This window comes from Brevibacterium metallidurans, from assembly GCF_037101285.1.
GTDB lineage: Bacteria > Actinomycetota > Actinomycetes > Actinomycetales > Brevibacteriaceae > Brevibacterium > Brevibacterium metallidurans.
In genome coordinates this window covers 1-20307 of the sequence record NZ_BAAAAF010000017.1, presented here as the reverse complement: position 1 = coordinate 20307, position 20307 = coordinate 1, and the positions used below count along the sequence as shown (strand labels likewise).

Annotated in this window: 21 protein-coding genes; 9 read left to right on the top strand and 12 right to left on the bottom strand. The window is 69.4% G+C overall.

The annotated features are described in order from the left end of the window. Positions 1-86: 86 nt before the first annotated feature. The 4 genes from AACX88_RS15660 to AACX88_RS15645 form a co-directional block, all read right to left on the bottom strand. Positions 87-869 (bottom strand): enoyl-CoA hydratase-related protein, encoded by a 783-nt coding sequence (locus AACX88_RS15660; RefSeq protein WP_167559913.1) that lies wholly within the window; start codon positions 867-869, stop codon positions 87-89. A 101-nt stretch (positions 870-970) separates the two neighbouring features. Further along, a complete protein-coding gene (locus tag AACX88_RS15655) occupies positions 971-1543 on the bottom strand; it encodes a GNAT family N-acetyltransferase (RefSeq protein WP_167559911.1) in 573 nt (190 codons plus the stop codon). Beyond that, complete coding sequence (locus tag AACX88_RS15650; RefSeq protein WP_339393792.1) at positions 1543-2763, bottom strand: trans-sulfuration enzyme family protein; 1221 nt, start codon at positions 2761-2763, stop codon at positions 1543-1545. Before AACX88_RS15650 ends, AACX88_RS15655 begins: the two co-directional genes overlap by 1 nt. A 43-nt stretch (positions 2764-2806) precedes the next feature. Further along, positions 2807-3724 carry a LysR substrate-binding domain-containing protein gene (locus AACX88_RS15645; protein WP_339393791.1) on the bottom strand — a complete coding sequence of 306 codons (918 nt, stop codon included), beginning with the start codon at positions 3722-3724 and terminating at the stop codon, positions 2807-2809. A gap of 87 nt (positions 3725-3811) precedes the next feature. Between AACX88_RS15645 and AACX88_RS15640 the strand changes: the two genes are divergently transcribed. Further along, a complete protein-coding gene (locus AACX88_RS15640) occupies positions 3812-4933 on the top strand; it encodes a YeiH family protein (RefSeq protein ID WP_339393790.1) in 1122 nt (373 codons plus the stop codon). 203 nt (positions 4934-5136) lie between these two features. Then, positions 5137-6618: an SLC13 family permease gene (locus AACX88_RS15635; protein WP_339393789.1), complete on the top strand. Its 1482-nt coding sequence runs from the start codon at positions 5137-5139 to the stop codon at positions 6616-6618. 62 nt (positions 6619-6680) lie between these two features. Here AACX88_RS15635 and AACX88_RS15630 read toward each other — a convergent pair whose 3' ends face one another. Beyond that, positions 6681-7268 (bottom strand): GNAT family N-acetyltransferase, encoded by a 588-nt coding sequence (locus tag AACX88_RS15630; RefSeq protein ID WP_205772105.1) that lies wholly within the window; start codon positions 7266-7268, stop codon positions 6681-6683. A 121-nt stretch (positions 7269-7389) separates the two neighbouring features. Here AACX88_RS15630 and AACX88_RS15625 point away from each other — a divergent pair, with 121 nt between their 5' ends. Next, positions 7390-7710, top strand: coding sequence for a GNAT family N-acetyltransferase (locus AACX88_RS15625; RefSeq protein WP_167559901.1), 321 nt, complete (start codon positions 7390-7392; stop codon positions 7708-7710). An 18-nt stretch (positions 7711-7728) separates the two neighbouring features. On the opposite strand, the gene AACX88_RS15620 is transcribed toward AACX88_RS15625, so the two are convergent. From AACX88_RS15620 to AACX88_RS15605, 4 genes are all read right to left on the bottom strand, one after another. Continuing rightward, the gene (locus tag AACX88_RS15620) at positions 7729-8370 is read right to left on the bottom strand and encodes a DapH/DapD/GlmU-related protein (protein WP_167559899.1); all 642 of its coding nucleotides are present in this window, start codon (positions 8368-8370) and stop codon (positions 7729-7731) included. A 54-nt stretch (positions 8371-8424) separates the two neighbouring features. Then, positions 8425-9447 carry a zinc-binding dehydrogenase gene (locus AACX88_RS15615; protein ID WP_167559897.1) on the bottom strand — a complete coding sequence of 341 codons (1023 nt, stop codon included), beginning with the start codon at positions 9445-9447 and terminating at the stop codon, positions 8425-8427. Between the two features lie 75 nt (positions 9448-9522). After that, the gene (locus tag AACX88_RS15610; protein ID WP_339393788.1) at positions 9523-10470 is read right to left on the bottom strand and encodes a helix-turn-helix transcriptional regulator; all 948 of its coding nucleotides are present in this window, start codon (positions 10468-10470) and stop codon (positions 9523-9525) included. An 84-nt stretch (positions 10471-10554) separates the two neighbouring features. Next, positions 10555-11064: a DUF2306 domain-containing protein gene (locus AACX88_RS15605; protein ID WP_167559894.1), complete on the bottom strand. Its 510-nt coding sequence runs from the start codon at positions 11062-11064 to the stop codon at positions 10555-10557. A 109-nt stretch (positions 11065-11173) separates the two neighbouring features. On the opposite strand from AACX88_RS15605, the gene AACX88_RS15600 reads away from it, so the two are divergent. From AACX88_RS15600 to AACX88_RS15590, 3 genes are all read left to right on the top strand, one after another. Further along, a complete protein-coding gene (locus AACX88_RS15600; RefSeq protein ID WP_339393786.1) occupies positions 11174-11884 on the top strand; it encodes a MerR family transcriptional regulator in 711 nt (236 codons plus the stop codon). A gap of 117 nt (positions 11885-12001) precedes the next feature. Further along, entirely contained in the window at positions 12002-13459 is a 1458-nt protein-coding gene (locus tag AACX88_RS15595) for an aldehyde dehydrogenase family protein (RefSeq protein ID WP_167559891.1), read from the top strand. Between the two features lie 252 nt (positions 13460-13711). Next, the gene (locus tag AACX88_RS15590) at positions 13712-14221 is read left to right on the top strand and encodes a putative immunity protein (protein ID WP_339393784.1); all 510 of its coding nucleotides are present in this window, start codon (positions 13712-13714) and stop codon (positions 14219-14221) included. 70 nt (positions 14222-14291) lie between these two features. Here AACX88_RS15590 and AACX88_RS15585 read toward each other — a convergent pair whose 3' ends face one another. The 3 genes from AACX88_RS15585 to galU form a co-directional block, all read right to left on the bottom strand. After that, entirely contained in the window at positions 14292-16154 is a 1863-nt protein-coding gene (locus AACX88_RS15585; RefSeq protein WP_339393783.1) for a hypothetical protein, read from the bottom strand. A gap of 74 nt (positions 16155-16228) precedes the next feature. Beyond that, positions 16229-16855 (bottom strand): GNAT family N-acetyltransferase, encoded by a 627-nt coding sequence (locus AACX88_RS15580; protein ID WP_167559887.1) that lies wholly within the window; start codon positions 16853-16855, stop codon positions 16229-16231. A 76-nt stretch (positions 16856-16931) separates the two neighbouring features. After that, positions 16932-17834: a UTP--glucose-1-phosphate uridylyltransferase GalU gene (gene galU, locus AACX88_RS15575; protein WP_167559885.1), complete on the bottom strand. Its 903-nt coding sequence runs from the start codon at positions 17832-17834 to the stop codon at positions 16932-16934. Positions 17835-17880: 46 nt separating this feature from the next. Here galU and AACX88_RS15570 point away from each other — a divergent pair, with 46 nt between their 5' ends. The 3 genes from AACX88_RS15570 (at position 17881) to AACX88_RS15560 (ending at position 19989) form a co-directional block, all read left to right on the top strand. Further along, positions 17881-18738 carry a 5-formyltetrahydrofolate cyclo-ligase gene (locus AACX88_RS15570; RefSeq protein WP_339393782.1) on the top strand — a complete coding sequence of 286 codons (858 nt, stop codon included), beginning with the start codon at positions 17881-17883 and terminating at the stop codon, positions 18736-18738. Positions 18739-18906: 168 nt separating this feature from the next. After that, positions 18907-19212 (top strand): FmdB family zinc ribbon protein, encoded by a 306-nt coding sequence (locus AACX88_RS15565; RefSeq protein ID WP_339393780.1) that lies wholly within the window; start codon positions 18907-18909, stop codon positions 19210-19212. 147 nt (positions 19213-19359) lie between these two features. After that, the gene (locus AACX88_RS15560; protein ID WP_167559881.1) at positions 19360-19989 is read left to right on the top strand and encodes an SAF domain-containing protein; all 630 of its coding nucleotides are present in this window, start codon (positions 19360-19362) and stop codon (positions 19987-19989) included. The last annotated feature ends 318 nt before the right edge of the window (positions 19990-20307 follow it).

Here is a 20307-nt window from a genome sequence, read left to right as displayed (position 1 = left end):
GGACTCCTTTGTTCGTTCACTCGTCTGCGGTGGCGGGGATGTGGCTTCGGGGAGGCCGGGTCGGGCGGTCGCCCTGCGGCGGGCGTCTATTCTCCTCGGAAGCGAGGGGTGCGTTTCTCGATGAAGGCCGACACCCCCTCGGCGAAGTCGCGGGTGCCGCGCAGATAGGTCTGGTCGGCGGATTCGCGGGCGAAGGCGTCCTCGAGCGAGGTCAGGCTCGCCTCGTTGATGGCCGACTTCGTGCGGGAGAACGCGAGCGGCGCGCCCTGCGCCCACTGGCCTGCGAGCTCTCGGGCGCGGCTGAGCTGCTCACCGGCGGGCACGACTTCGCTCGCGAGCCCCCAGTTGAGGGCTTCGGGCGCCCACACCTTCTTCGCCGTCAGCGCCATCGCCATCGCCCGGTGCCGTCCCGCCGAGGCGGCCACGAGCGCCGTGGCTCCGCCGTCGGGCATGAGGCCGATCTTCGCGAACGCGAGCATGAGGTAGGACTGTTCGCTCATGACCACGTAGTCGCAGGCCAGCGCCAGAGAGCACCCGATGCCCGCGGCCGGTCCGGAGACCGCGGCGATGGTCGGGACGGGGACGTCGATGAGGGAGCGGATGATCGCGTTCGCCTCGTCGAGGTCGAGGCTGACGTCGCGGCCCTGCCCGGTCTCCTCGGCGCTGACCGAGCCCTGCAGGTCGGCACCGGAGCTGAAGGACCGGTCGTTGCCGGTGAGGACGATGGCTCGAGCGCTCTCGGCTGCCTCGGTGATCGCGTCGCCGAGGTCGCGGAAGGCCTCGCCGGTGAGCGCGTTGAGGGTGTCGGGACGGTTGATCGCGATGGTCGCGACACCGTCGCTGTGATCGACGAGAACACTCTGGGGCAAGGCGGCTCCTTCGGACGCGGACGTTTTCCCTGTCGCAAGCTTAACGCACGTTAAGTTGATCTGGGTCACAGTTTCGCAAACGTCGCCCGGCAGAGCTGGACCTACCGCAGGGTCGCGGGCAGCTGCGGAGGCGTGAGCTCCCGGTCGGCGAAGACGAGGCGCACGGCGGTGGAATCGGGATTGTCGGCATCGGGTCCGCGGTAGCGCAGCCGCAACCCGAGCTTCTGCGCCACCCTGGCCGATGCCGTGTTGTGCTCGAGCAGGTAGGCGACGACCGGCAGCGTGGGGTCGACCTGACGGGCGCGGTCGATGGCCAGACGCGACACCGCGGTCGCCAGCCCCCGCCCCTGTGCCTCGGGCGCGAAACGGTATCCGAGGTTCCAGAACGCGTCGGGACCCTTCGGCTCGGCCTCGGTGCCCCCGCGCAGGCTGCATCCGGCGAAGCCGATGATCGGACCCGACGGGACCTCGCGGACCATCCACATCTCCAGGCCGTCGCGTTCCCACCGGCTCATCCGCCGGGCCAGTGTCGCCGCCGCGTCCTCACGCCGGGTCACGCGTCCTGAGGGGAAGTGCGTCCACACGCGCGGGTCGCTCTCGATGGCGAAGATCTCATCGACATCGTTCAGAGTCGGCCGGTCGAGGACGAAGTCATCGGTGGTGATCTCAGGCATCAGCGCGCACTCTCGCCCCCGCCTGTCGCCGCGGCGATCGCGGCGTCGAGGTCGGCCCAGAGGTCGTCGACGTGTTCGATGCCGACACTCAGCCGCAGCAGGCCCTCGGGCACGGAGGTCGGCTCGGAGGAGTGGCGGCGCCTGCGTTCGATGAGGGATTCGACCCCGCCCAGCGAGGTTGCCGGGGTCCACAGACGCACCGCCTCGGCGATGGCGGTGGCGGTGTCGGCCGAGGCAACGGTGAACGAGACGATCGCCCCGAAGCCTGCCATCTGCGCGGCCGCCCGAGCATGACCGGGGTCGCCGGGCAGACCCGGGTAGCGGACCTCGACGATGTCGGGGCGGGCGGCGAGGCGTTCGGCGATGACCTGCGCATTGGCCTGCGCCCGCTCGAGTCGGACGGAGAGCGTGCGCATCCCCCGCAGTGCGAGCCACACCTCGAAGGGGCCGGCGATCGCCCCGCGCATCGCCCGCTCGGCCAGGAGCCTCTCCCGCAGGCCGGGGTCGCGTGAGACGACCGCGCCGAGGACGACATCGGAGTGCCCGGCGAGGTACTTCGTCACCGAATGGACGACGATGTCCGCGCCGAGTTCGAGCGGAGTCTGGAGCAGCGGGGTCGCGAAGGTGTTGTCGACGGCGACGAGGATCCCGCGTTGCCGGGCCGCCTCGACGAGGTCGGGGACATCGGCGACCTCGAGCATCGGGTTCGTCGGGGATTCGATCCACAGCATCGCCGAGGCGGTCGTGCCCGTCCCGGCGGACCCACCCGTCCCAGCGGACCCGCTCGAGCCGGCGGCCGAGTCGAGGGCGGCGACGACCGCCTCGGTGTCGGCGATGTCGACGCTGAGCACGGAGAACCCGGCACGCTCGGCGAGCTCCTCCGCCGACTGGAGCGCACCCTGGTACGCGTGCCGAGGCATGATGAGCGTGCCGCCGCGCGGAATGAGACTGAGCACGGCGGCGATCGCGGCGAGGCCCGAGCCGAAGACGAGGGCGGGCACCTCCGCGTGCTCGAGTTCGGCGAGCGCCTCCTCGAACGGTGTCCATGCAGGGGTCGCGAAGCGCCCGTACCCGAAGGGCGCATCACCCATGTCGGTCGTGCCGATGAAGGTCGAGGAGAGCTCGACGGGCGGATTGACCGAGGCTCCGGGGACACGAGGCGGCCGGGCCGCTTCGACGAGAACGGTCTCCGGTGAGTAGGCGGTTTCGCGAGTCGTCATGGGCCCAATATAGGGGGTCGGTCCGCTGCCTCGCCGCGGCCGCTCACCCGCGCGCACTCGTCATGTGCTCGAGCAGCGCCCGGGCGCCTGCCGAGAGGCGCCGCTTCGGCGACCACAGCGCGTGCAGCCGCCGGTCGAGGTCGAGCCCATCGTCGACCGGCAGGGGCACCAGCCGTTTGGAGAGGACGTCATCACGCAGGGCGAGCTCGGAGAGGACGACCGGGGCGACTCCGGTCGCCGCCGCCACCTTGAGCGCCGAGTTCGACCGGTACTCCCCCGCCACGCTCGCCCCGCCGAATTCGGCGAGCGCGGTGTCGATGGCCTCCCTGGTCCCCGACCCGACCTCCCGGACGAGGAGCGGCGTGGCGGCGAGCGACTCGGCGGACAGGGGCGCAGTCCACCGCCCGGGGAACGTCGGGGCGGCGGCGATGAGGAGGCGATCGCGGCCGATCACGGCCGTGGGGAACCCGGCCGGCAGGGACACCGATTCGACGAGCCCCAAGTCGCAGCGCTGCGCGCGGACCTCGGCGACGACCGCGGCGGAGTTCTCCACCCCGAGTCCGACGTCGATCCCCGGGTGCGCCGAGGTGAAGGTCGCGAGATACCCGGGCAGGAGATACTCGGCGACGGTGAGGGAGGCGCACACCCGCACCGTGCCGGCCCGCGCCTCCTGGATCGCGCGGGTGCCCGCGTTGAGGGCACTGTAGGCGTCGATGACCTGCGCGGCCCATTCGGCCACGGCCTGGCCTTCGGCGGTGAGCTCGGTACCCCGTGGTGAGCGCCTGAGCAGCGGCACCTTCAGGTCCCGCTCGAGGTTCGACAGGCTGCGGGAGGCGTTGGGCTGCGCGAGTCCGACCGCCTCGGCGGCCTGACCGATCGACCCGGCACCCCCGGCGAGGGCGACGAGGAGCCCGAGAGCCCGCAGCTCCGGCCACCGCTGCATGTCCGAGACGTCGCGCATACCCACCATCATGGCATATCAGATCGATATGGGTCGAGACGTTTTCGCTGTCTACCGCCGAGGCTGCCGACGGGGAAGACTGAGAGCATGCACCGCATCACTCCCCTGCTCCCCGGCCTCGGACTCGCCGCGCTCGCCGCTGCGATCGCGTGGCCGCTGTCCATGCTCGCCCCGGTGATCTCCCCGCTGCTCGTCGCCATCATCCTCGGCATCGCGCTCGGCAACGCCGCCCCCAACCTGCCCGCAGCGCTCAAGCCCGGACTCGACTTCGCCGCGAAGCCGCTGCTGCGGTTGGGCATAGTCGCCCTCGGGGCGCAGGTCGTCTTCGGCGACATCCTCGACCTCGGCTGGCCGGTCATCGTGCTCGCCGCCGTCGTCGTCGCCGTCGGCATCGGCACGAGCATGCTGCTGGCGCGGGTGACCCGCGTCGACGGCGACCTCGCCCTCCTCATCGGCTGCGGGTTCGGCATCTGCGGCGCCGCCGCCGTCGCCGGCATCGAATCGACGGTGCGCGCGAAGAAGGAGGACGTCGCCGCCGCGATCGGCCTCGTCGTGCTCTTCGGCACCGTGATGATCGCCGCCATCCCGCTGATCAGCTCCGGCCTGGGCCTGAGCGAGGCGACCGCGGGCATGTGGGCCGGCGCCTCGACGCACGAGGTCGCCCAGGTCGTCGCGATCGGCGGCATCATCGGCCCGGCCGCCCTCGAGGTCGCCGTCCTCGTCAAACTCGCCCGCGTCATCATGCTCGCCCCGACCGTGGCGATCATCGGACTCGCGATGCGCCGTGCCGAGAACCGGGGGCGGTCCTTCCTCGCCGAGGAGGCCGGGCCGTCCGCCTCGTCCCCGACCTCCGAGACGCCCCTGACCTCCGAGGCTGCGCGGGGTTCCGGTCCCGGAGCAGCCGACTCTCCGGCACCCGCCGCGACCGCCACTGCCGCCTCGGCGAAGCGGCCCCCGATCGTTCCCCTCTTCGTCCTCGGATTCCTCCTCATGGCCGCCCTGCGGACTTTCGGCCTGCTGCCTGAGGCAGCCGTGACCGGTCTCGGCTGGCTGCAGACCGCGTGCCTGTCGATGGCGATGTTCGCCCTCGGCCGCGGGGTGCAGTGGCGTGCGCTGCGCAGCCTCGGCGCCGGCCCGATCGCGCTCGCGACGATCACCACCGTCGTCGTCGCCCTCGTCGCCCTCGGCGGTGCGCTGCTGCTCACCTGAGCCCGCACCGCCTCGGCGGGACGGACACTTGCGGCCTGCCTCGGCGGGATGATCACTTCTCAGTGGACCCCGCGGTTCGCGTACCGACTGATGGGAAGTCCGCGTGCCGAACCCCGCAGCTGCCGGGCCCGGCGGGGACCGGCTGGTAGTCTCACAGCGGATCACCGCTTGCACAGAGACTGCTCAGCCGACTGGGGAACGACATGCTCGCACAGCTCATCGCACTAGGCGTCTTCATCGCACTCTTCGCCCTCGGGGCCATCCGCGGGGTGCACATCGGCGTGCTCATGCTCGTCGGCGCCGCCGGCACCGGCCTGCTGCTCGCCGACATGACGGTCGAGGACATCATCGCCGGGTTCCCGCTCTCGATCATGGTGCTCCTCGCCGGAGTCACCTACTTCTTCGCGATCGCACAGGAGAACGGCACGGTCGACACGATCATCGACTGGGCGCTGGAGAAGGTCGGGTCATCGGCCGTCCTCCTGCCCGTCGTCTTCTTCGTCATCACCGCGGGCATCGCCTCCATGGGCGCGCCCCTGGCAGGTCTGGTCATGATGCCGGTGGGCATGCAGGTGGCCCGGAAGTACCAGGTCGACTACGCGCTCATGGGACTGGCGATCTGCTTCGCGATCGGCGCCGGCGGCTTCGCCCCCACAAGCCTCTACGGCATCGTCACGTACAGCACCGCCGCCGACGCCGGGATCGGGCTCTCCCCGTTCCTCCTCTTCGGCATCGCCGTCGCCGTCTACCTCCTCATGCTCCTCGCCGCCTACCTCATGTTCGGGCGCCGGCTCTTCTCCCGGAAGTCCGCGGCCGCCCTCGCGGCGAACGGCGGGCCCGGATCGGCGAGCGGGTCGGCGGCCGGGTCGGAGGCCGGAGCATCCGGTCAGGCACAGGCCTCGGGGGATGCAGGTTCGGGGAGCACCACCTCGGCGAGCGAGACCCGGATCTCCCGGGGCAGCGCCTCGACGACGTCGGTGGCCTTCGGTGAGGACGACGAGGACGAAGCGCTCTTCGACTCCTCCACCGCCGGAGCAGCATCCGAGTCGACGTCTTCAGGATCGACGCCGTTCACCGGGGTGCAGATCCTCACGGTCGTGCTCATGGTCGCCCTCATCGGCTCGGTCGTCGTCCTCGCCGCGTTCGGCCAGGACCCCGACATCGGTCTCCTCTGCTTCCTCTTTGGGGCGATCCTCGCGATCGTCGACCCAGCGACGGGCAAGGCCGCGATCCCGAAGATCGACTGGTCGACGGTCCTCCTCGTCGGCGGGATCATCACGTTCGTCAGCGTGCTGCAGGAGATGGGCGCGGTCGACCTCCTCGGCGAAGGGGCGAAGGCGATCGGCTCCCCGCTCGTCGCGGCCCTCGTCCTCTGCGTCGTCGGCGGGTTGGTCTCCGCATTCGCGTCGACGACGGGCATCCTCGCAGCCCTCGTCCCACTCGCCCTGCCGCTCATCGACGCCGGGGGCGTGCCCGGGTGGGCGCTCATCGCCGCGCTCGGGATCTGCTCGGCCGTCGTCGACGTCTCACCGTTCTCGACCCTCGGCGCCACCGTCGTCGCGACCGCTCCCGCCGAGGAGAAGCCGCGCCTCACACGCATCCTCGTGAAGTTCGGGATGTCGATGGTCGTCATCGGCCCGATCGTCCTCGTCGGCGGACTCGTCGTCCCCGCAATGCTGTTCTGATCCGTCGGGGCGCGGCTGGTGCCCGGGGAGGCGACCGTCGCCGCGTGCCCGCCTGCCCCGCGTCAGTCGAGCGGCTTGACGAGGGTGACGAACTCGAGGTCGTCGACCATCGGCACACCGAAGCGTTCGTCGCCGTACGGGAAGGGCTCGGTCTCGCCGGTGCGCTCATAGCCGCGGCGTTCGTAGTAGGCGATGAGCTCCGAGCGCTTGTTGATCACGCTCATCTGCAGGGCCCGGGCACCCCAGCGTTCGGCCACCCACGCCTCGGCGAGGTTCATCAGCGCCGACCCCACACCCTGCCCCTGCCCGAGCGGCGAGACCGCGAGGACGCCGAGGTAGGCGACGGAGTCGACGGGTTCGCGCAGGTACACGCTGGCCACGGCGGGGCCGTCGACCGAGCGGACGAGGATCATCGTCGAATCCGCCTCGGCGAGCATCTCCCGAGCCATCGCCTCATCGAGCCGCTGCCCGCTGAGCAGGTCCGCCTCCGTGGTCCACCCCTGCTTCGAGGCCTCACCGCGGTAGGCGGAGGCGACGAGGGCGACATAGTCGTCGATGTCGGCGTCGGTGAGCACGCTGACGACGTAGCCCGACTCGTTGAGGATGAGTTCGTGGGCGTCGACGAGGGTGGCCGGGGGCTGCGAGGTCATGCGGGACGACTCCTTGGGGCGGCGGCGGGTCACGGCCCGCCGGGATCTTCAACACTCCCCACCAAGATTAGTGGGTAGTCTCGGAAGCGGGAACAGCCCCCTTGAGAGAACAGGATCAGCCATGGACATCGACATCGACGGCGAGACCTTCACCTTCGCCGAGGACTCCGCGCAGTCCCGCTTCACGGTCTCCCACGACGGCCAGGTCATCGGCCTCATCGACTACATCGACACCGCCGACGGCCCGGGCGACGTCCCGACCACGCGGACGTTCACCCACACCGAGGTCTCCCCGGCCTTCGGTGGTCGCGGGATCGCCGCCCACCTCGTGCGCTTCGCCCTGGAGACCACCACCGAGGCGGGTCTGCGGTTCCGCACGACCTGTTCGTACGTCATGCGGTTCCTCGAGAAGAACCACGAGTTCGACGCGTCCCTCGCCTGACGAGCAGTCGCCGCGGCCTCAGTCGCTGTCGTCGCGCTCGTAGACGGACCGGACGACCCGGGCCGGTGCGCCGACGACGACGGCACCAGCCGGCACATCACGGGTGACGACCGCGGCCGCCGCCACGACCGCGTCATCGCCGATGGTCACCCCGGGCAGCACCGTGACGTTCGCTCCGATCCACACGCCCCGACCGATGACGATCGGCGCCGGGCGCATATCCGCCCGCCGGCTCGGATCGAGGTCGTGGTTGAGGGTCGCGAGCACCGCGTTGTGACCGATGAGCGCGTCGTCGCCGATCGTGATGCCGCCCTGGTCCTGGAACCGTGCACCGGAGTTGATGAAGACCCGCTCGCCGAGGCGGATGTTCCGCCCGAAGTCCGCGGAGAACGGCGGGAACACCGTCACCGAGGCGGGAACCGGTCGAGCCGTGAGGGTCGACAGCAGCATCCGCACCTCCTCGGGACTGCGGTAGCCGGTGTTGAGTTCGGCCGTGCTCCGCAGCGCCTCCTGGCTCGCTGAGTGCATGGCCCGGTGCAGCGGGGAGCCTGAGACGATCGTCTCCCCCGCGTCGAGCGCCGTGATGAGCGCGTCGATGTCGGCGATGTCTCCGCCGCCGGGTTCGGAGTCACCGTTCGAACTGGTCACTGTCTCACTCATCGTCTCTCCTCGAGGTTGTGCGCAGTGGTGTCCGGTCAGGGCCGCTCAGTGGCCTCACGGGGTGAGGAGGACCTTGATCGCGCGGCGTTCGTCCATCGCCGCGTAGGCCTCGGCGGCCTCATCGAGCGGCAGCCGCATGTCGAAGACCCGGCCGGGGTCGATCGTCCGCGTCCAGATGAGGTCGATGAGCTCAGGCAGGTAGCGGCGCACGGGTGCCGGGCCGCCGTGGAGGTGGACGAGGCCGAAGAAGAGTTCGTCTCCGGGCAGGGCGACGTCGTGGGAGACGCCGACGTAGCCGATGTGACCGCCGGGCCGCGTCGCGCGGATCGCCTGCATCATCGACTCCTGTGTGCCGACGGCTTCGATCGCGGAGTCGACGCCGAATCCGTCGGTGAGCTCCTTGATCGCGGCCACCCCGGCGTCGCCGCGGTCGGCGACGATGTGTGTGGCGCCGAATTCGCGGGCGAGGCGCTGCCGATCCTCGTGCCGGCTCATTGCGATGATCGTCTCCGCTCCCATCTGCCGGGCGGCGAGGACGCCCATGAGTCCGACCGCGCCGTCGCCGATGACGGCGACGCTCGAGCCGGGACCCACCTCGGCGGCGTCGGCGGCGAACCATCCGGTGCCGAGGACGTCGGAGGCGGCGAGCAGCGAGGGGATGAGGTCGTCATCGGGCTGGCCGGGGGTGGCGACGAGGGTGCCGTCGGCGTGCGGGATGCGGGCGTATTCGGCTTGGGTGCCGATCGCGCCGTCGACGAAGATCCCGTTGACGCAGCGCGACTGGTATCCGGCGGTGCAGATGGGGCACGTGTTGTCGGAGATGACGAAGGATCCGACGACGAAGTCCCCGACGCTCAACGTCGAGACCTCCTCGCCGATCTCCTCGACGACGCCGACGTATTCGTGCCCCATGAGCTTCGCATCAGGAGTGTCGGCGCCGCGGTAGGGCCACAGGTCGGACCCGCACACGCAAGCTGCGACGATGCGGATGACGGCATCGGTCGGGTCGATGATCTGCGGGTGGTCCCGCTCTTCGATGCGAACGTCTCCGGGGGCGTGCATGATGACTCCGCGCATGGTTGTGCTCCTTCGGTGGGGGTGGAACGGGTGCGGTGGTGGACACCGAATCCGGTGGGTGGGATACGGAGGTGCCTAGAGCTCGTCGGCGGTGCTCACTGTGGTCTCGTGTTCCGTGGTCTCGTGCGCTCCGGTCTCAGGTTCGCCCGTCTCGCGGACCCCGCCCGGTCTCGCCTCTGCGGTGAGCGAGGAGAGCAGGCGCAGCTTCTCCTCCGACCGGGATCCGGGTTCGGGAGTGTAGACGAGGAGGACGAGTCCCGCCTCGGCGGTGATCCTCAGCTCTTCGTAGGCGAGCTCGATCTCTCCGATGTCCGGGTGGACGAACCTCTTCATCCCCGCCCCGTGGGTGCGCACATCGTGGGCCGCCCAGAGCTCCCGGAAGGTCTCGCTGCGGGTCGAGAGCTCCCCGACGAGCTCCTGGATCCCGCGGTCATGCGGATCCCTGCCGGCTTCGGCCCGGATCACGGCGACGCACATCTGGGCGAAGAGGTCCCAGTCGGGGTAGAAGTCCCGGGAGGCGGAGTCGAGGAACTGGAACCGGGCGAGGTTGGGTATCCGTCCGCCGTCGCCGATGACCGGGGAGTAGAACGCCCGGCCGAGGTCGTTGACGGCGACGATGTTCTGCGCGGCGTCGCGGACGAAGGCGACGGACTCGGTCATCGCCTCGAGCATCCAGTGAAGCGTCTCGTGCGGTGTCCGGGCCGCCGAGCGCGGACGACGACGCCGTCCCGAGGTCGGCACCCCGTCAGCGGCACGGGCGAGGTCGACGAGGTGGCCGCGTTCGGTGTCGGTGAGCTGCAGCGCATCGGCGAGCGAGTCGAGGACCGCTGCGGAGGCTCCGCCGATGGCTCCCCGTTCGAGCTTCGCGTAGTACTCGACGCTCATGCCCGCCAGGGTCGCGACTTCGCTCCGGCGCAGCCCGGGCACACGACGTCGGCCGTCCGCCGGCAGCCCGGCGGCCGCGGGCGTGATCTTCGCCCGGCGTGACATGAGGAACTCCCTCACCTCGGCCCTGTTCTCCATGCATTCGAGCGTAGACCTCTCACGCCCCGGGAGGGATACCCTGCGAGTACACCCCTGGCGAGTGCACCGCAAGGGCCCGCACCCTCAAGCGGCCGTCGCCGACTGCGCAGCGGACCGAACGATGCCGGGGCGGGATCTGCGCACGGGGACGAACCGCAGTACGCAGACCACCCAGACGGTGGCCGCGATGATCACGGATGCGAGGATCGTCCAGAAGAGCACGGGGTCGCCGACGGCGAGCCGAGGGATCTCGCGACCGGGAATGACGACGGCGAAGGTCCCGGCGATGAGGGCGCCGATCCACGATCCGACCATGAGGAAGACGTGGGTGCGCAGTCGGCCGCGGCGGATGGCGATGACCCCCAGCGTCGTCGTCGCGAAGGTGTAGATCGCCAGGGCATGGAAGACCGTGAATGCCCCGGTGAGCGAGTAGATGAACATCCCGCTCACGCAGACGAGGTACATGAGCACGACCCACGAGCGGCCGATGGTCTTGTGCCGGTTGTCCTTGGGTCGGCGGATCAGCTGCACGGGGGCCAGGAGCACGACACCGGCGGCGGCGATGGCGTGGACGGCGATGATGAGTGTCATCATGGGATTAAGATAGTCATGCTATCCAAGCACTGGCAACGTGGATAGTCGACCGCCTGAGCACTATCCAAGGCAGTTCTCCGATCGGCACTGCGGATCTCGAAGGGAGACGATGAAGCTGCGCGAACTCGCCCGCCGCACCGATGTGTCCACGGCGAGCATCAAGTACTACATCCGCCTCGGCGTGCTGGGCACCGGTGAGAAGCGCAACGCCACGACGGCGGTCTACGGGGATGCCCATGTGCACCGTCTCGCGCTCATCACGTGGCTCCGTCGCGAACTCGCCCTGCCGATGTCGTCTATCGCCGTACTCACGCACGCGATCGACGACGAAACCCTGGACAATCTCGAACTGATGGGCGTCTGCCAGCGCCTCGCCCTCGGTCTCGACAGCTGTCTCGACAGCGCGCCTGAGCCTCAGCCCACCGCGACGCCGCCGACGGAAGGGACCGGCGATGCCGCCGCACCGCCTCGGCGAAACGACCCCGACGTGATCACAGACCTGGACGCCGAAGTCGGTGACGTCCTCTCCGACCTCGGCTGGCCCGACGTCTCCCCCACCGCTCGCGCCGCGGTCGCCGTCTGCCTGCGCGATCTCATCGACGCCGGCTACGACGTGGGGCGGGACATCGTGATGACCCATGCCACGGCTCTGGCACAGATCGCCCGGGAGAACACGCTGCCCATCAGCGACTCCCTCACCCGCGACGAGATCGCTCTCGCCGTCATCCGCGGCATCACCCTGCACAATCGGCTCCTCATCTCGATGAGCACGCTCGTCCACGCTGCGATGTCCGCGCAGGCACGGAAACCGCGCGACTGACGCTCTCACACTGCGAAATCCGCATCGATTCCGCCCCTGCGGACCTTTACACTGAACGAGGCGCCGGGCGATCTTGCGCTCTGCCGCCTCGACACAACAACCAAGGGAGGATCAGTCGTGGACATCACGCCGATCATCGACAAGCTCAACACCGGACTGTTCATCAACGGACAGTGGCGTGATGCCGAGGGCGGAAAGACCATCGACGTCATCAACCCCGCAACCGGTGACGTCATCACCACCGTCGCCGACGGTTCCGCCGCCGACGCCGAGGCCGCCATCAAGGCCGCCGGTGACGCGCAGGCCGACTGGGCCGCCACCGCACCCCGTGACCGGGCCGAGATCCTGCGCCGCGCCTTCGAACTCCTCATCGAGCGCTCCGACGACATCGCCGCCGTCATGACCGCTGAGATGGGCAAGCCCTTCGCCGAGTCCAAGGGAGAGGTCGCCTACGGCGCCGAGTTCTTCCGCTGGTTCTCCGAGGAGGCCGTGCGCATCAGCGGCGACTACATGCTCTCCACCGACGGCAAGAACCGCCTCATGGTCTCCCGCGAACCCGTGGGCCCCTGCGTGCTCATCACCCCGTGGAACTTCCCGCTGGCCATGGGCACCCGCAAGATCGGACCGGCCATCGCCGCCGGCTGCACGATGGTCTTCAAGCCCGCGAAGCTCACCCCGCTGACCTCGCTCATGCTCGTCGACGTCCTCACCGAGGCAGGGCTGCCGGCCGGCGTCCTCAACGTCGTCACCTCGGAGTCGGCCCGTCGGGTCGTCACCCCGTGGATGGAGTCGGGCATCGCCCGCAAGGTCACCTTCACCGGGTCGACCGAGGTGGGCATCAACCTGCTCAAGCAGGCTGCCGACAATGTCATGAAGTCCTCGATGGAGCTCGGCGGCAACGCGCCGTTCGTCGTCTGCGAGGACGCCGATCTCGACAAGGCCGTCGACGGTGCGGTGCTCGCGAAGATGCGCAACGGCGGCGAGGCCTGCACCGCGGCCAACCGCCTCTTCGTCCACTCCTCGATCGCCGATGAGTTCTCGCAGAAGCTCGCCGAGCGCATCGGTTCGATGAAGGTCGGCAACGGCCTCCATGAGGGCACCGAGGTGGGACCGCTCGTCGACCAGGAGTCGCTGGACAAGGTCGCGGCCCTCGTCGACGACGCCGTCGCCGGAGGTGCGACGGTGCTCACGGGCGGTTCGAAGATCGAAGGCGACGGGTTCTTCTTCGACCCGACCGTCATCACCAACGTCCCGGCCGGTTCGGAGATCCGCACGACCGAGATCTTCGGCCCCGTCGCCCCGATCGTCACCTTCGACACCGACGAGCAGGCGATCGCGCTGGCCAATGAGACCGAGTATGGGCTTGCCGGCTACCTGTTCAGCGAGAACATCAACCGTGCGCTCAGCCTCGCCGAGAAGCTCGAGGTCGGCATGATCGGCCTCAACACCGGTCTCGTCTCGAACCCGGCCGCCCCGTTCGGCGGCGTGAAGATGTCGGGTCTCGGCCGTGAGGGCGGACGCGTCGGCATCGACGAGTACCTCGAGATCAAGTACGTGGCCACGCCGCGCTCCTGATCCTCTCTCCTGGTCCCGTGCGGCCGCCGGTTGAGCCGGCCCGCACGGACTGAGATCGCCGAGGCGGTCGACACCTGAGGTGTCGGCCGCCTTTCGCGTTCCTGGGGGTCCGCGGCGCCGAGCAGGGTCGTTGACCGTCCCGGGCCCTATGGTCCTTACCCGGACCGGCCTACACTCAGGCAGTGTGAGCACAGTGACGAAGAAGTCCCTTCCATCGACCTGCCCGAACGTTCACGCCGAGGAGGTCGACCGATGATCCTCTCTCCCGACCGGGATCCCCGGCTGATCACGGTCCGCCGAGGCGGCACCCTCACCGACGACCACCACCAGCTTCTCGCCCTGTGGGCCGCCGACTGCGCCGAGCATGTTCTGCCGTTCTTCGCCGCCGTCGCCCCGGACGACCCGCGCCCGAGCGAGGCGATCGCAGCCGCAAGGTCGTGGGCTGCTGGGCAGATGCCGATGATGACCGCCCGTGCCGCCGGAGGTCATGCGATGGGGGCGGCGCGACCCCTGACCGGGGCCGCCCGCTTCGCTGCGTACGCGGCCGGTCAGGCTGCATGCGTGGGACATGTCGCCGAGCACGATCTCGGCGCGGCTGCCTACGCGATCAAGGCCGTCGCCGCCGCACACCCGAACGATCCGGATGCGGCAGCGGCGGAGCGTGACCGGCAGCGTGAACGCCTGCCCAAGGCGGTCCGTGAGCTTGTCCTCGACGATCAGGCGCGTCGCAACAGCATCTGCTGGAACGTCTTCACCGACTGAGCGTTCATCTGTCGGGAGGCCGTCCCACGATGGCCGACGTCAGGGCAGGTGAATGCCTGCGCCGGTCAGCTCACGCCCGGCGGCGGGCGAGGACGTCGTTGACGGCATCGAGTGCCGGTGCCCTGTCGGCACGAATCGCTTTGCGGCCGTGCTCGAGCGGGCTGTCCTCACGTGCCGAGTCGCTCAACTCGGCACGGTATCCGAGCTCCTCGGCGAACTGTGCGGCAATGTCCTCTCGGCTGCGCGCCTGCGTCTCATACGAACTCGCATCGGCGGCCTTGGGCGTCGGCACAGCGTGCTCGGCCTCCTGGGCGCCGACGTAGCTCGGCACCGGCAGAGGCGTCGGGGACCATCCGTCGCGGGCCTTGAGCCGCTGCTGGAACGGGTCGTTGACCGCCGCCTCGGCGGCACTCTTCGCGGCCGCGCTCCGCTGAGCGCTCTGCACGACGGTGTCGGCGAGGTCCGCTGCGACCGAGGTCGTCGACGCAGCGACAACCTCTGAGGCCTCGTCTGCGGCAGCCACAGGTGAGGAGGTCTCGGCCGGAGTCGTGTCCGCCTTCTCTGCGGCATTGGTCACTGCCGCAGGCTCCGCGATGACCGGGATCGGACCGGTGAGCAGGATCTGGCGAGTCGTGTGGCCCTCGGCGGATTCGTTGCGGATGCGCACAACCGGGATCTCACCGGTGACCGCTTCCTCGCGGGCGTACTTGGCCGTCGCACTGCGCTGCTGGAGCGCGCGTTCACGAGCGGTCTTCGCCGTCGTCGCCTTCTCGTCCGCAGATGATGCCTTCGTCTCGGATGCCGTCGAGCGCGGCGTCGCCGCAGCCTTGGCCGCCGCCATCGCCTGCGCCCGTGCCGCTGTGGACCCGACGGTCGACGACCTCGTCGACCCGGCCGTCTTCGCAGCGCCCGTCGCGGTCGAACCAGCTGTCACAGCCGCACGCGAAGTCGTTGCCGCCTCGGCGTCCGCATCGTCCTCCACCTCGGTCACGGCCCCAGTCATCCGGCGCAGCCGCTTCCTGATCTCGCGCTTGCGCATGTTGAGGGTGCGGACGATGAAGAGGGAGACGACCGCGAGCCCGGCGAAGACGCCGATGAGCGCGGGATGGACGACGGAGAAGAACGCGAGCACCGATGTGACGATCACCCCGAGCACCGATGCGAGGAACGTCAGCGCGAACCCGCGGACCATCGTCCCGATCGAACGCAGGGACTCACGCAGCGGGGCGGTGCTCTCGGTCATCGTGGGATCCTCATCGGGTCGGGAAGTGGGCTCTGTCGTGGGGTCTGACCCGCCGAGGCGGTCCTGGCCGCCTCCGGGCGGCATCCGGCGCGCCCGGTTGGCAGTCGCTGCAGCCTGCGCCCGGACCGCCCGCTGCTGACCGGCGCCGAGGCGGCTCACCGACTCGGCGGCGCGCCCCTCGTTCTGTCGGCCGGAACCGGTTCCGCCGGTCTGCGCGAACACGGCATGGACGGCCGGGTGAAGGGGGCGCACATTGTCGGCCCCGGACGCCCGGTCGTGTCCGCCTGCGAGGAACGCCGAGCGGGTCTCGCCCACGGCGACCGGAAGGACAGCGGGCTGGGATTCGGGTTCCGGCTGGGACTCAGGCACTGCCTCGGCGGTCTGGGCGTCACCGTCGATGACGGAGAGTTCGGGGGTGCCGGCGGAGAGCCGCAGGTTCGGGGCGATCCCGGCGGCGGCATGGTCGGCACTCGGCACGGAGGGCTTGACCGCCTCGGCGCGGAAGACGGCGACCCGCTCGCCGAGGTCACGGCAGGGATTCTGGGATTCGGCGCGCACGACCTGGGCATCATCGGGCAGGCGGTCGAGGTCGACGCGGGAGAGCTCGGTGGCCGACCGGCGGATCATTGCGGGCACGACGACGACGAAGACCACGGCGATGGCGATGACGACGATGATGCTGGTGTCCACACTGCAGAGCCTAGAGGTCACGATTGGACAACAGCGTGAACGGCGGTGGTGTGTCGGTCATTCCGACACGAAGTTCACAAGGAGCGCGAGCCCGGCCCCTCACCTCGACTGTGCCGGTACGCGGAGAGGATGCCGTGGGGGATGTCCTCGACGGTGAGGGCGAAGGTGCGGTGGTCGCTCCACTGTCCGTCGATGTGCATGTAGTTCCTCCGCAGTCCCTCGTCGCGGAAGCCGAGCTTCTCGACGACGCGGAGGCTCGCAGTGTTCTCCGGTCGGATGTTGATCTCGATGCGGTGGAGGCCGAGCGCGAACAGGCAGTGGTCGGTGGCCATCGCCACGGCCAGCGGTGTGATGCCGCGACCGGCGACGCGGGAGTCGACCCAGTAGCCGATCTGGCCGCTGAGGATCGACCCCCACGTGATGCCGGAGACGGTCAGCTGGCCGCGGAAGCGGCCGTCGACCTCGATCGCGAACGGCACGCTCTGCGCCCGTTTGGCCTGCTTGTCGTACATCCGCACCATCGCGCGGAAGTTCGGCGTGACCTGACCGGGGATCGGCAGGGTCGCATCCCACGGACGCAGCCAGTCCCGGTTGAACCGCCGGACCTCACGCCACTCGGATTCGTCGCTGCGGCGCAGGGGTCGAAGGACGACGCCCGCGGTGGCATCGCGCAGCTCGATCGGCCAGAACGGGCCGCCCATCACGGTCGTCCCCGCTCAGCGTCCTCGCGCGGCATCAGCGTCCCCGCGCGAGGGCAGACAGCGAAGCCACGGGCACTCAGTCGAGTTCGGCCACGTACTCTTTGAGCCATCCCTTGAGATCCTCGCCGAGGTCGTCGCGCGAGCACGCGATCTGCACGACGGCCTTGAGGTAGTCGAGCTTGTCGCCCGTGTCGTAGCGGTCGCCGGAGAAGACGACGCCGTAGACGCCGTGGCTGGACTCATCCTCGGCGAGCGTCTGCAGGGCGTCGGTGAGCTGGATCTCGTTGCCGCGGCCGGGCGCGGTCGTCTCGAGGACGTCGAAGATCTCCGGAGCGAGGACGTAGCGGCCGATGATCGCGAGGTTCGACGGCGCCTCCTCCTGTGCCGGCTTCTCGACGAGGCCGGTGATCCTGACGACGCCGTCCTCGTCGGTCTCCTCGACGGCCGCGCAGCCGTAGAGGTGGATCGACTCCGGGGGAACCTCCATGAGCGCCACGACGCTGCCGCCGGTCCGCTCCGTGACGTCGATCATCGTCGGCAGGATCGGGCTGCGTTCGTCGATGAGGTCATCGCCGAGGAGGACCGCGAACGGCTCGTCGCCGACGTGCTGGCGGCCCTTGAGCACAGCATGGCCGAGACCCTTGGGGTCGCCCTGCCGGACGTAGTGGATGTCTCCGAGCTCCGAGGAGTGCCGAACGGCGGCGAGCTTCTTGTCGTCGCCCTTCTTCGCCAGCGCCGCTTCGAGTCCGTCGACGCGGTCGAAGTGGTCCTCGAGGGGGCGCTTGTTGCGCCCGGTGATCATGAGGACGTCCTGCAGACCCGCAGACACCGCCTCCTCGACGACGTACTGGATGGCCGGCTTGTCGACGACAGGGAGCATCTCCTTCGGCGTCGCCTTCGTCGCGGGGAGGAATCGGGTTCCCAGGCCGGCCACAGGGATCACGGCCTTGCGCACGGTGCTGCGAGATTGATCAGTCATGCCCTTCATCTTAGCCATGCCCGCCCCACCGGTTAGGCTGAAGGGCGTGGATCCCGTCTCCTCGAAGGCAGAGCTGCGGGCCCTGATCCGGGCCCGCCGGTCAGCTCGTGCGCGTCAGTGGGGCGCGCACAGTGACGATTCCGGTGCCTCTCCCGCCGAGGCGGCCGCCTCCGTCTCATCGGTCGCCGACCTGCGATCGCCGCTCCCCGCGCCTCCATCGTCTGCCCATTGCCCATCGGTCGCCGCCCGTCGTTCGTCTCCCACGACCCCTCACCGGGCCGTCCCCGTCTCATCCGTCGCCGACGCCGTACTGTCGGCGCTCGACCGGTGGTGGCCGAGCCCCGACCTCTCCGGTCACATCGTCATCGCCTACGCCGCCCTTCCCGGTGAGCCCGATGTCGACGCCGTCGTCGATGGCCTCCGGGAGCGGGGGGCCAGGGTCTTCCTCCCCGTCGTCACCCGCATCGGTGAGGCTCTCGAATTCGGCGAGGTGAGAACGCCGATGGCCGAACTCACCCCGCAGGGCCGGTGGGGCATCCGCGAACCGCGGGCCGAGCACAGTGCGTCGAGCCTCTTCGCCGAGGCGGCGCCCGACCTCCTCCTCGTCCCTGCCCTCGGCTTCGGTGCCGGCGGGGCACGGTTGGGCAACGGCGGAGGGTTCTACGACAGGACGTTCGGGCCGCTGGGAGAGGTGCCGCTGGGCGACGTGCCGCCCCTGGACGCATCTATCGGGGATGCGCCGCCCGGGCCGTCGCGCTCGCACGCACAGCCCCCCGATTCTGCGGGTCCGCGCGTGGTCGGTGTGTGCTTCGCCGAGGAGGCCGATCTGCCCGGCCTCGTCGTCGAACCGTGGGATCTCCGAGTCCCGGAGGCGATCACCGAGGACGGTCTGCGCGTGCTCTGAACGGGGTCGCCGGCGACAGGTCGTCCTCACCGTCCGGCCTCGATCGCCCGCGAAATAAACCCCCACTCGTGCGCGTTGGACTGTGGAGAAGCGCACAGGGTCGGTGAGAGCGAGAGACGGCGGAACGGGCCGGTGCACTATACTCTTCACGTTGAGGAAAGGTTCTCTATGCCCGTCTATTCGTACGCATGCAAGAGCTGCGGCCACAAATTCGATGTCCACCAGGACTTCAGCGACGATTCGCTGACGATCTGCCCGGAATGCCAGGGCCAGCTGAAGAAGGTCTTCGGCACCGTGGGCATCAGCTTCAAGGGCTCGGGCTTCTATGCCACCGACTCCCGCAAGAGCACCTCGAGCTCGGTCGCCCCGGCAAGCTCCTCGTCGAAGGACTCGAGCTCCACCTCCTCCGACTCTGCGTCGAAGTCAGAGTCGTCGGCAGCCCCGGCGAAGGCGGGCGCTTCAGCGACGAACTGAGCCGCTCGGCTCCCCTGCGACTCATGTGCGCACGGCTGGGGACGGCCCGGCCACTCATGCTCAGATCCCCTGTGGACGACAGATGACTGTCCACAGGGGATTTCTCATCCCTTGCCATCGACCGTCTGGGTTGCGCACGCTCAGAGCATGAAGCTCCTCGATCGGCTCACGGCTCGAGCGGCAGGCGGTCCGCTGTCCCTGCGGGTGCGACCGCGCAGGCTCCTCGCCGCAGTGTGCATCGCCCTCGCCTGCGCCCTGCTCGCGTGGCAGCTCACCCCGAGCCAGGGCGACACTCCGGTGGTCGTCGCCGCCGCTGACCTCGCCCCCGGCACTCAGCTCACCGCCGCCGACCTCGCGCTCGTCGACTATCCCCGTGACTTCGTGCCGAGCAAATCGTTCACCGCCGTCGACGACGCTCTGGACAAGCGCACCTCCGCGGGTGTGTCGAAGGGATCGCCTCTGACCCGGGCGGCTGTCCTCGACCAGCAGGCGCTGCCCGACGGCACCACCGACCTCATCATGCCGGTGCGGCTCGCCGACGACGAGTCCGCCGGACTCCTCGCCCCCGGTCAGCGGATCCGTCTGTTCAGCTCCCTTCCCGAGGGCGGTTCCGAGGTCGTCGTCGACGAGGTCACGATCGCCCGGATCATCGAGAAGGAGAACGGCGTCACAGCAGAATCAGGACAGCTTGTCTCGGTAATCCTCTCCCCCGACGATGCGGGTCGGATTGCGGAATTCGCGGGGTTGCCGATCAGCTTTGCAATCCTGCCGCAATGAGCCCGTTCTCGAATTGCCGAAACCGGCAGCGGCGGCATCCTGGCGGGCCCTGGTGACCCCGATTAGTCATTGGCTATTCGCATGTCAACAGTGTTGGGATGTGGAGTTGGTGTGTACTATGTAACCTTCATTGCAAGATTAGAGTCGCATTATTGCTCACACCACCGAAAGGGTGCCGCTAATGCTTAAGGGGCTCATCGCAGTTGAGGGTGTAGTCGGGGTCTGAATCCGCCGGCCTCGAGTAGAGATCGGGCGATGTAGTGGGTGAGGTTGCGGAAGCCGAGGGCGGAGCCGCGGAGGTGTTCGAGTCGGCCGTTG

Excerpts from the sequence above, each read along its gene's own strand:
- AACX88_RS15610 (WP_339393788.1), bottom strand. The coding sequence starts at position 10,470 with ATGGAGAACAGGGCCGAGGTGAGGGAGTTCCTCATGTCACGCCGGGCG.
- AACX88_RS15605 (WP_167559894.1), bottom strand. The coding sequence starts at position 11,064 with ATGATGACACTCATCATCGCCGTCCACGCCATCGCCGCCGCCGGTGTC.
- AACX88_RS15635 (WP_339393789.1), top strand. The coding sequence starts at position 5,137 with ATGCTCGCACAGCTCATCGCACTAGGCGTCTTCATCGCACTCTTCGCC.
- AACX88_RS15615 (WP_167559897.1), bottom strand. The coding sequence starts at position 9,447 with ATGCGCGGAGTCATCATGCACGCCCCCGGAGACGTTCGCATCGAAGAG.
- AACX88_RS15645 (WP_339393791.1), bottom strand. The coding sequence starts at position 3,724 with ATGCGCGACGTCTCGGACATGCAGCGGTGGCCGGAGCTGCGGGCTCTC.
- AACX88_RS15640 (WP_339393790.1), top strand. The coding sequence starts at position 3,812 with ATGCACCGCATCACTCCCCTGCTCCCCGGCCTCGGACTCGCCGCGCTC.
- AACX88_RS15625 (WP_167559901.1), top strand. The coding sequence starts at position 7,390 with ATGGACATCGACATCGACGGCGAGACCTTCACCTTCGCCGAGGACTCC.
- AACX88_RS15590 (WP_339393784.1), top strand. The coding sequence starts at position 13,712 with ATGATCCTCTCTCCCGACCGGGATCCCCGGCTGATCACGGTCCGCCGA.
- AACX88_RS15565 (WP_339393780.1), top strand. The coding sequence starts at position 18,907 with ATGCCCGTCTATTCGTACGCATGCAAGAGCTGCGGCCACAAATTCGAT.
- AACX88_RS15620 (WP_167559899.1), bottom strand. The coding sequence starts at position 8,370 with ATGAGTGAGACAGTGACCAGTTCGAACGGTGACTCCGAACCCGGCGGC.
- AACX88_RS15650 (WP_339393792.1), bottom strand. The coding sequence starts at position 2,763 with ATGACGACTCGCGAAACCGCCTACTCACCGGAGACCGTTCTCGTCGAA.
- AACX88_RS15655 (WP_167559911.1), bottom strand. The coding sequence starts at position 1,543 with ATGCCTGAGATCACCACCGATGACTTCGTCCTCGACCGGCCGACTCTG.
- AACX88_RS15580 (WP_167559887.1), bottom strand. The coding sequence starts at position 16,855 with ATGGGCGGCCCGTTCTGGCCGATCGAGCTGCGCGATGCCACCGCGGGC.
- AACX88_RS15630 (WP_205772105.1), bottom strand. The coding sequence starts at position 7,268 with ATGACCTCGCAGCCCCCGGCCACCCTCGTCGACGCCCACGAACTCATC.
- galU (WP_167559885.1), bottom strand. The coding sequence starts at position 17,834 with ATGACTGATCAATCTCGCAGCACCGTGCGCAAGGCCGTGATCCCTGTG.
- AACX88_RS15600 (WP_339393786.1), top strand. The coding sequence starts at position 11,174 with ATGAAGCTGCGCGAACTCGCCCGCCGCACCGATGTGTCCACGGCGAGC.
- AACX88_RS15560 (WP_167559881.1), top strand. The coding sequence starts at position 19,360 with ATGAAGCTCCTCGATCGGCTCACGGCTCGAGCGGCAGGCGGTCCGCTG.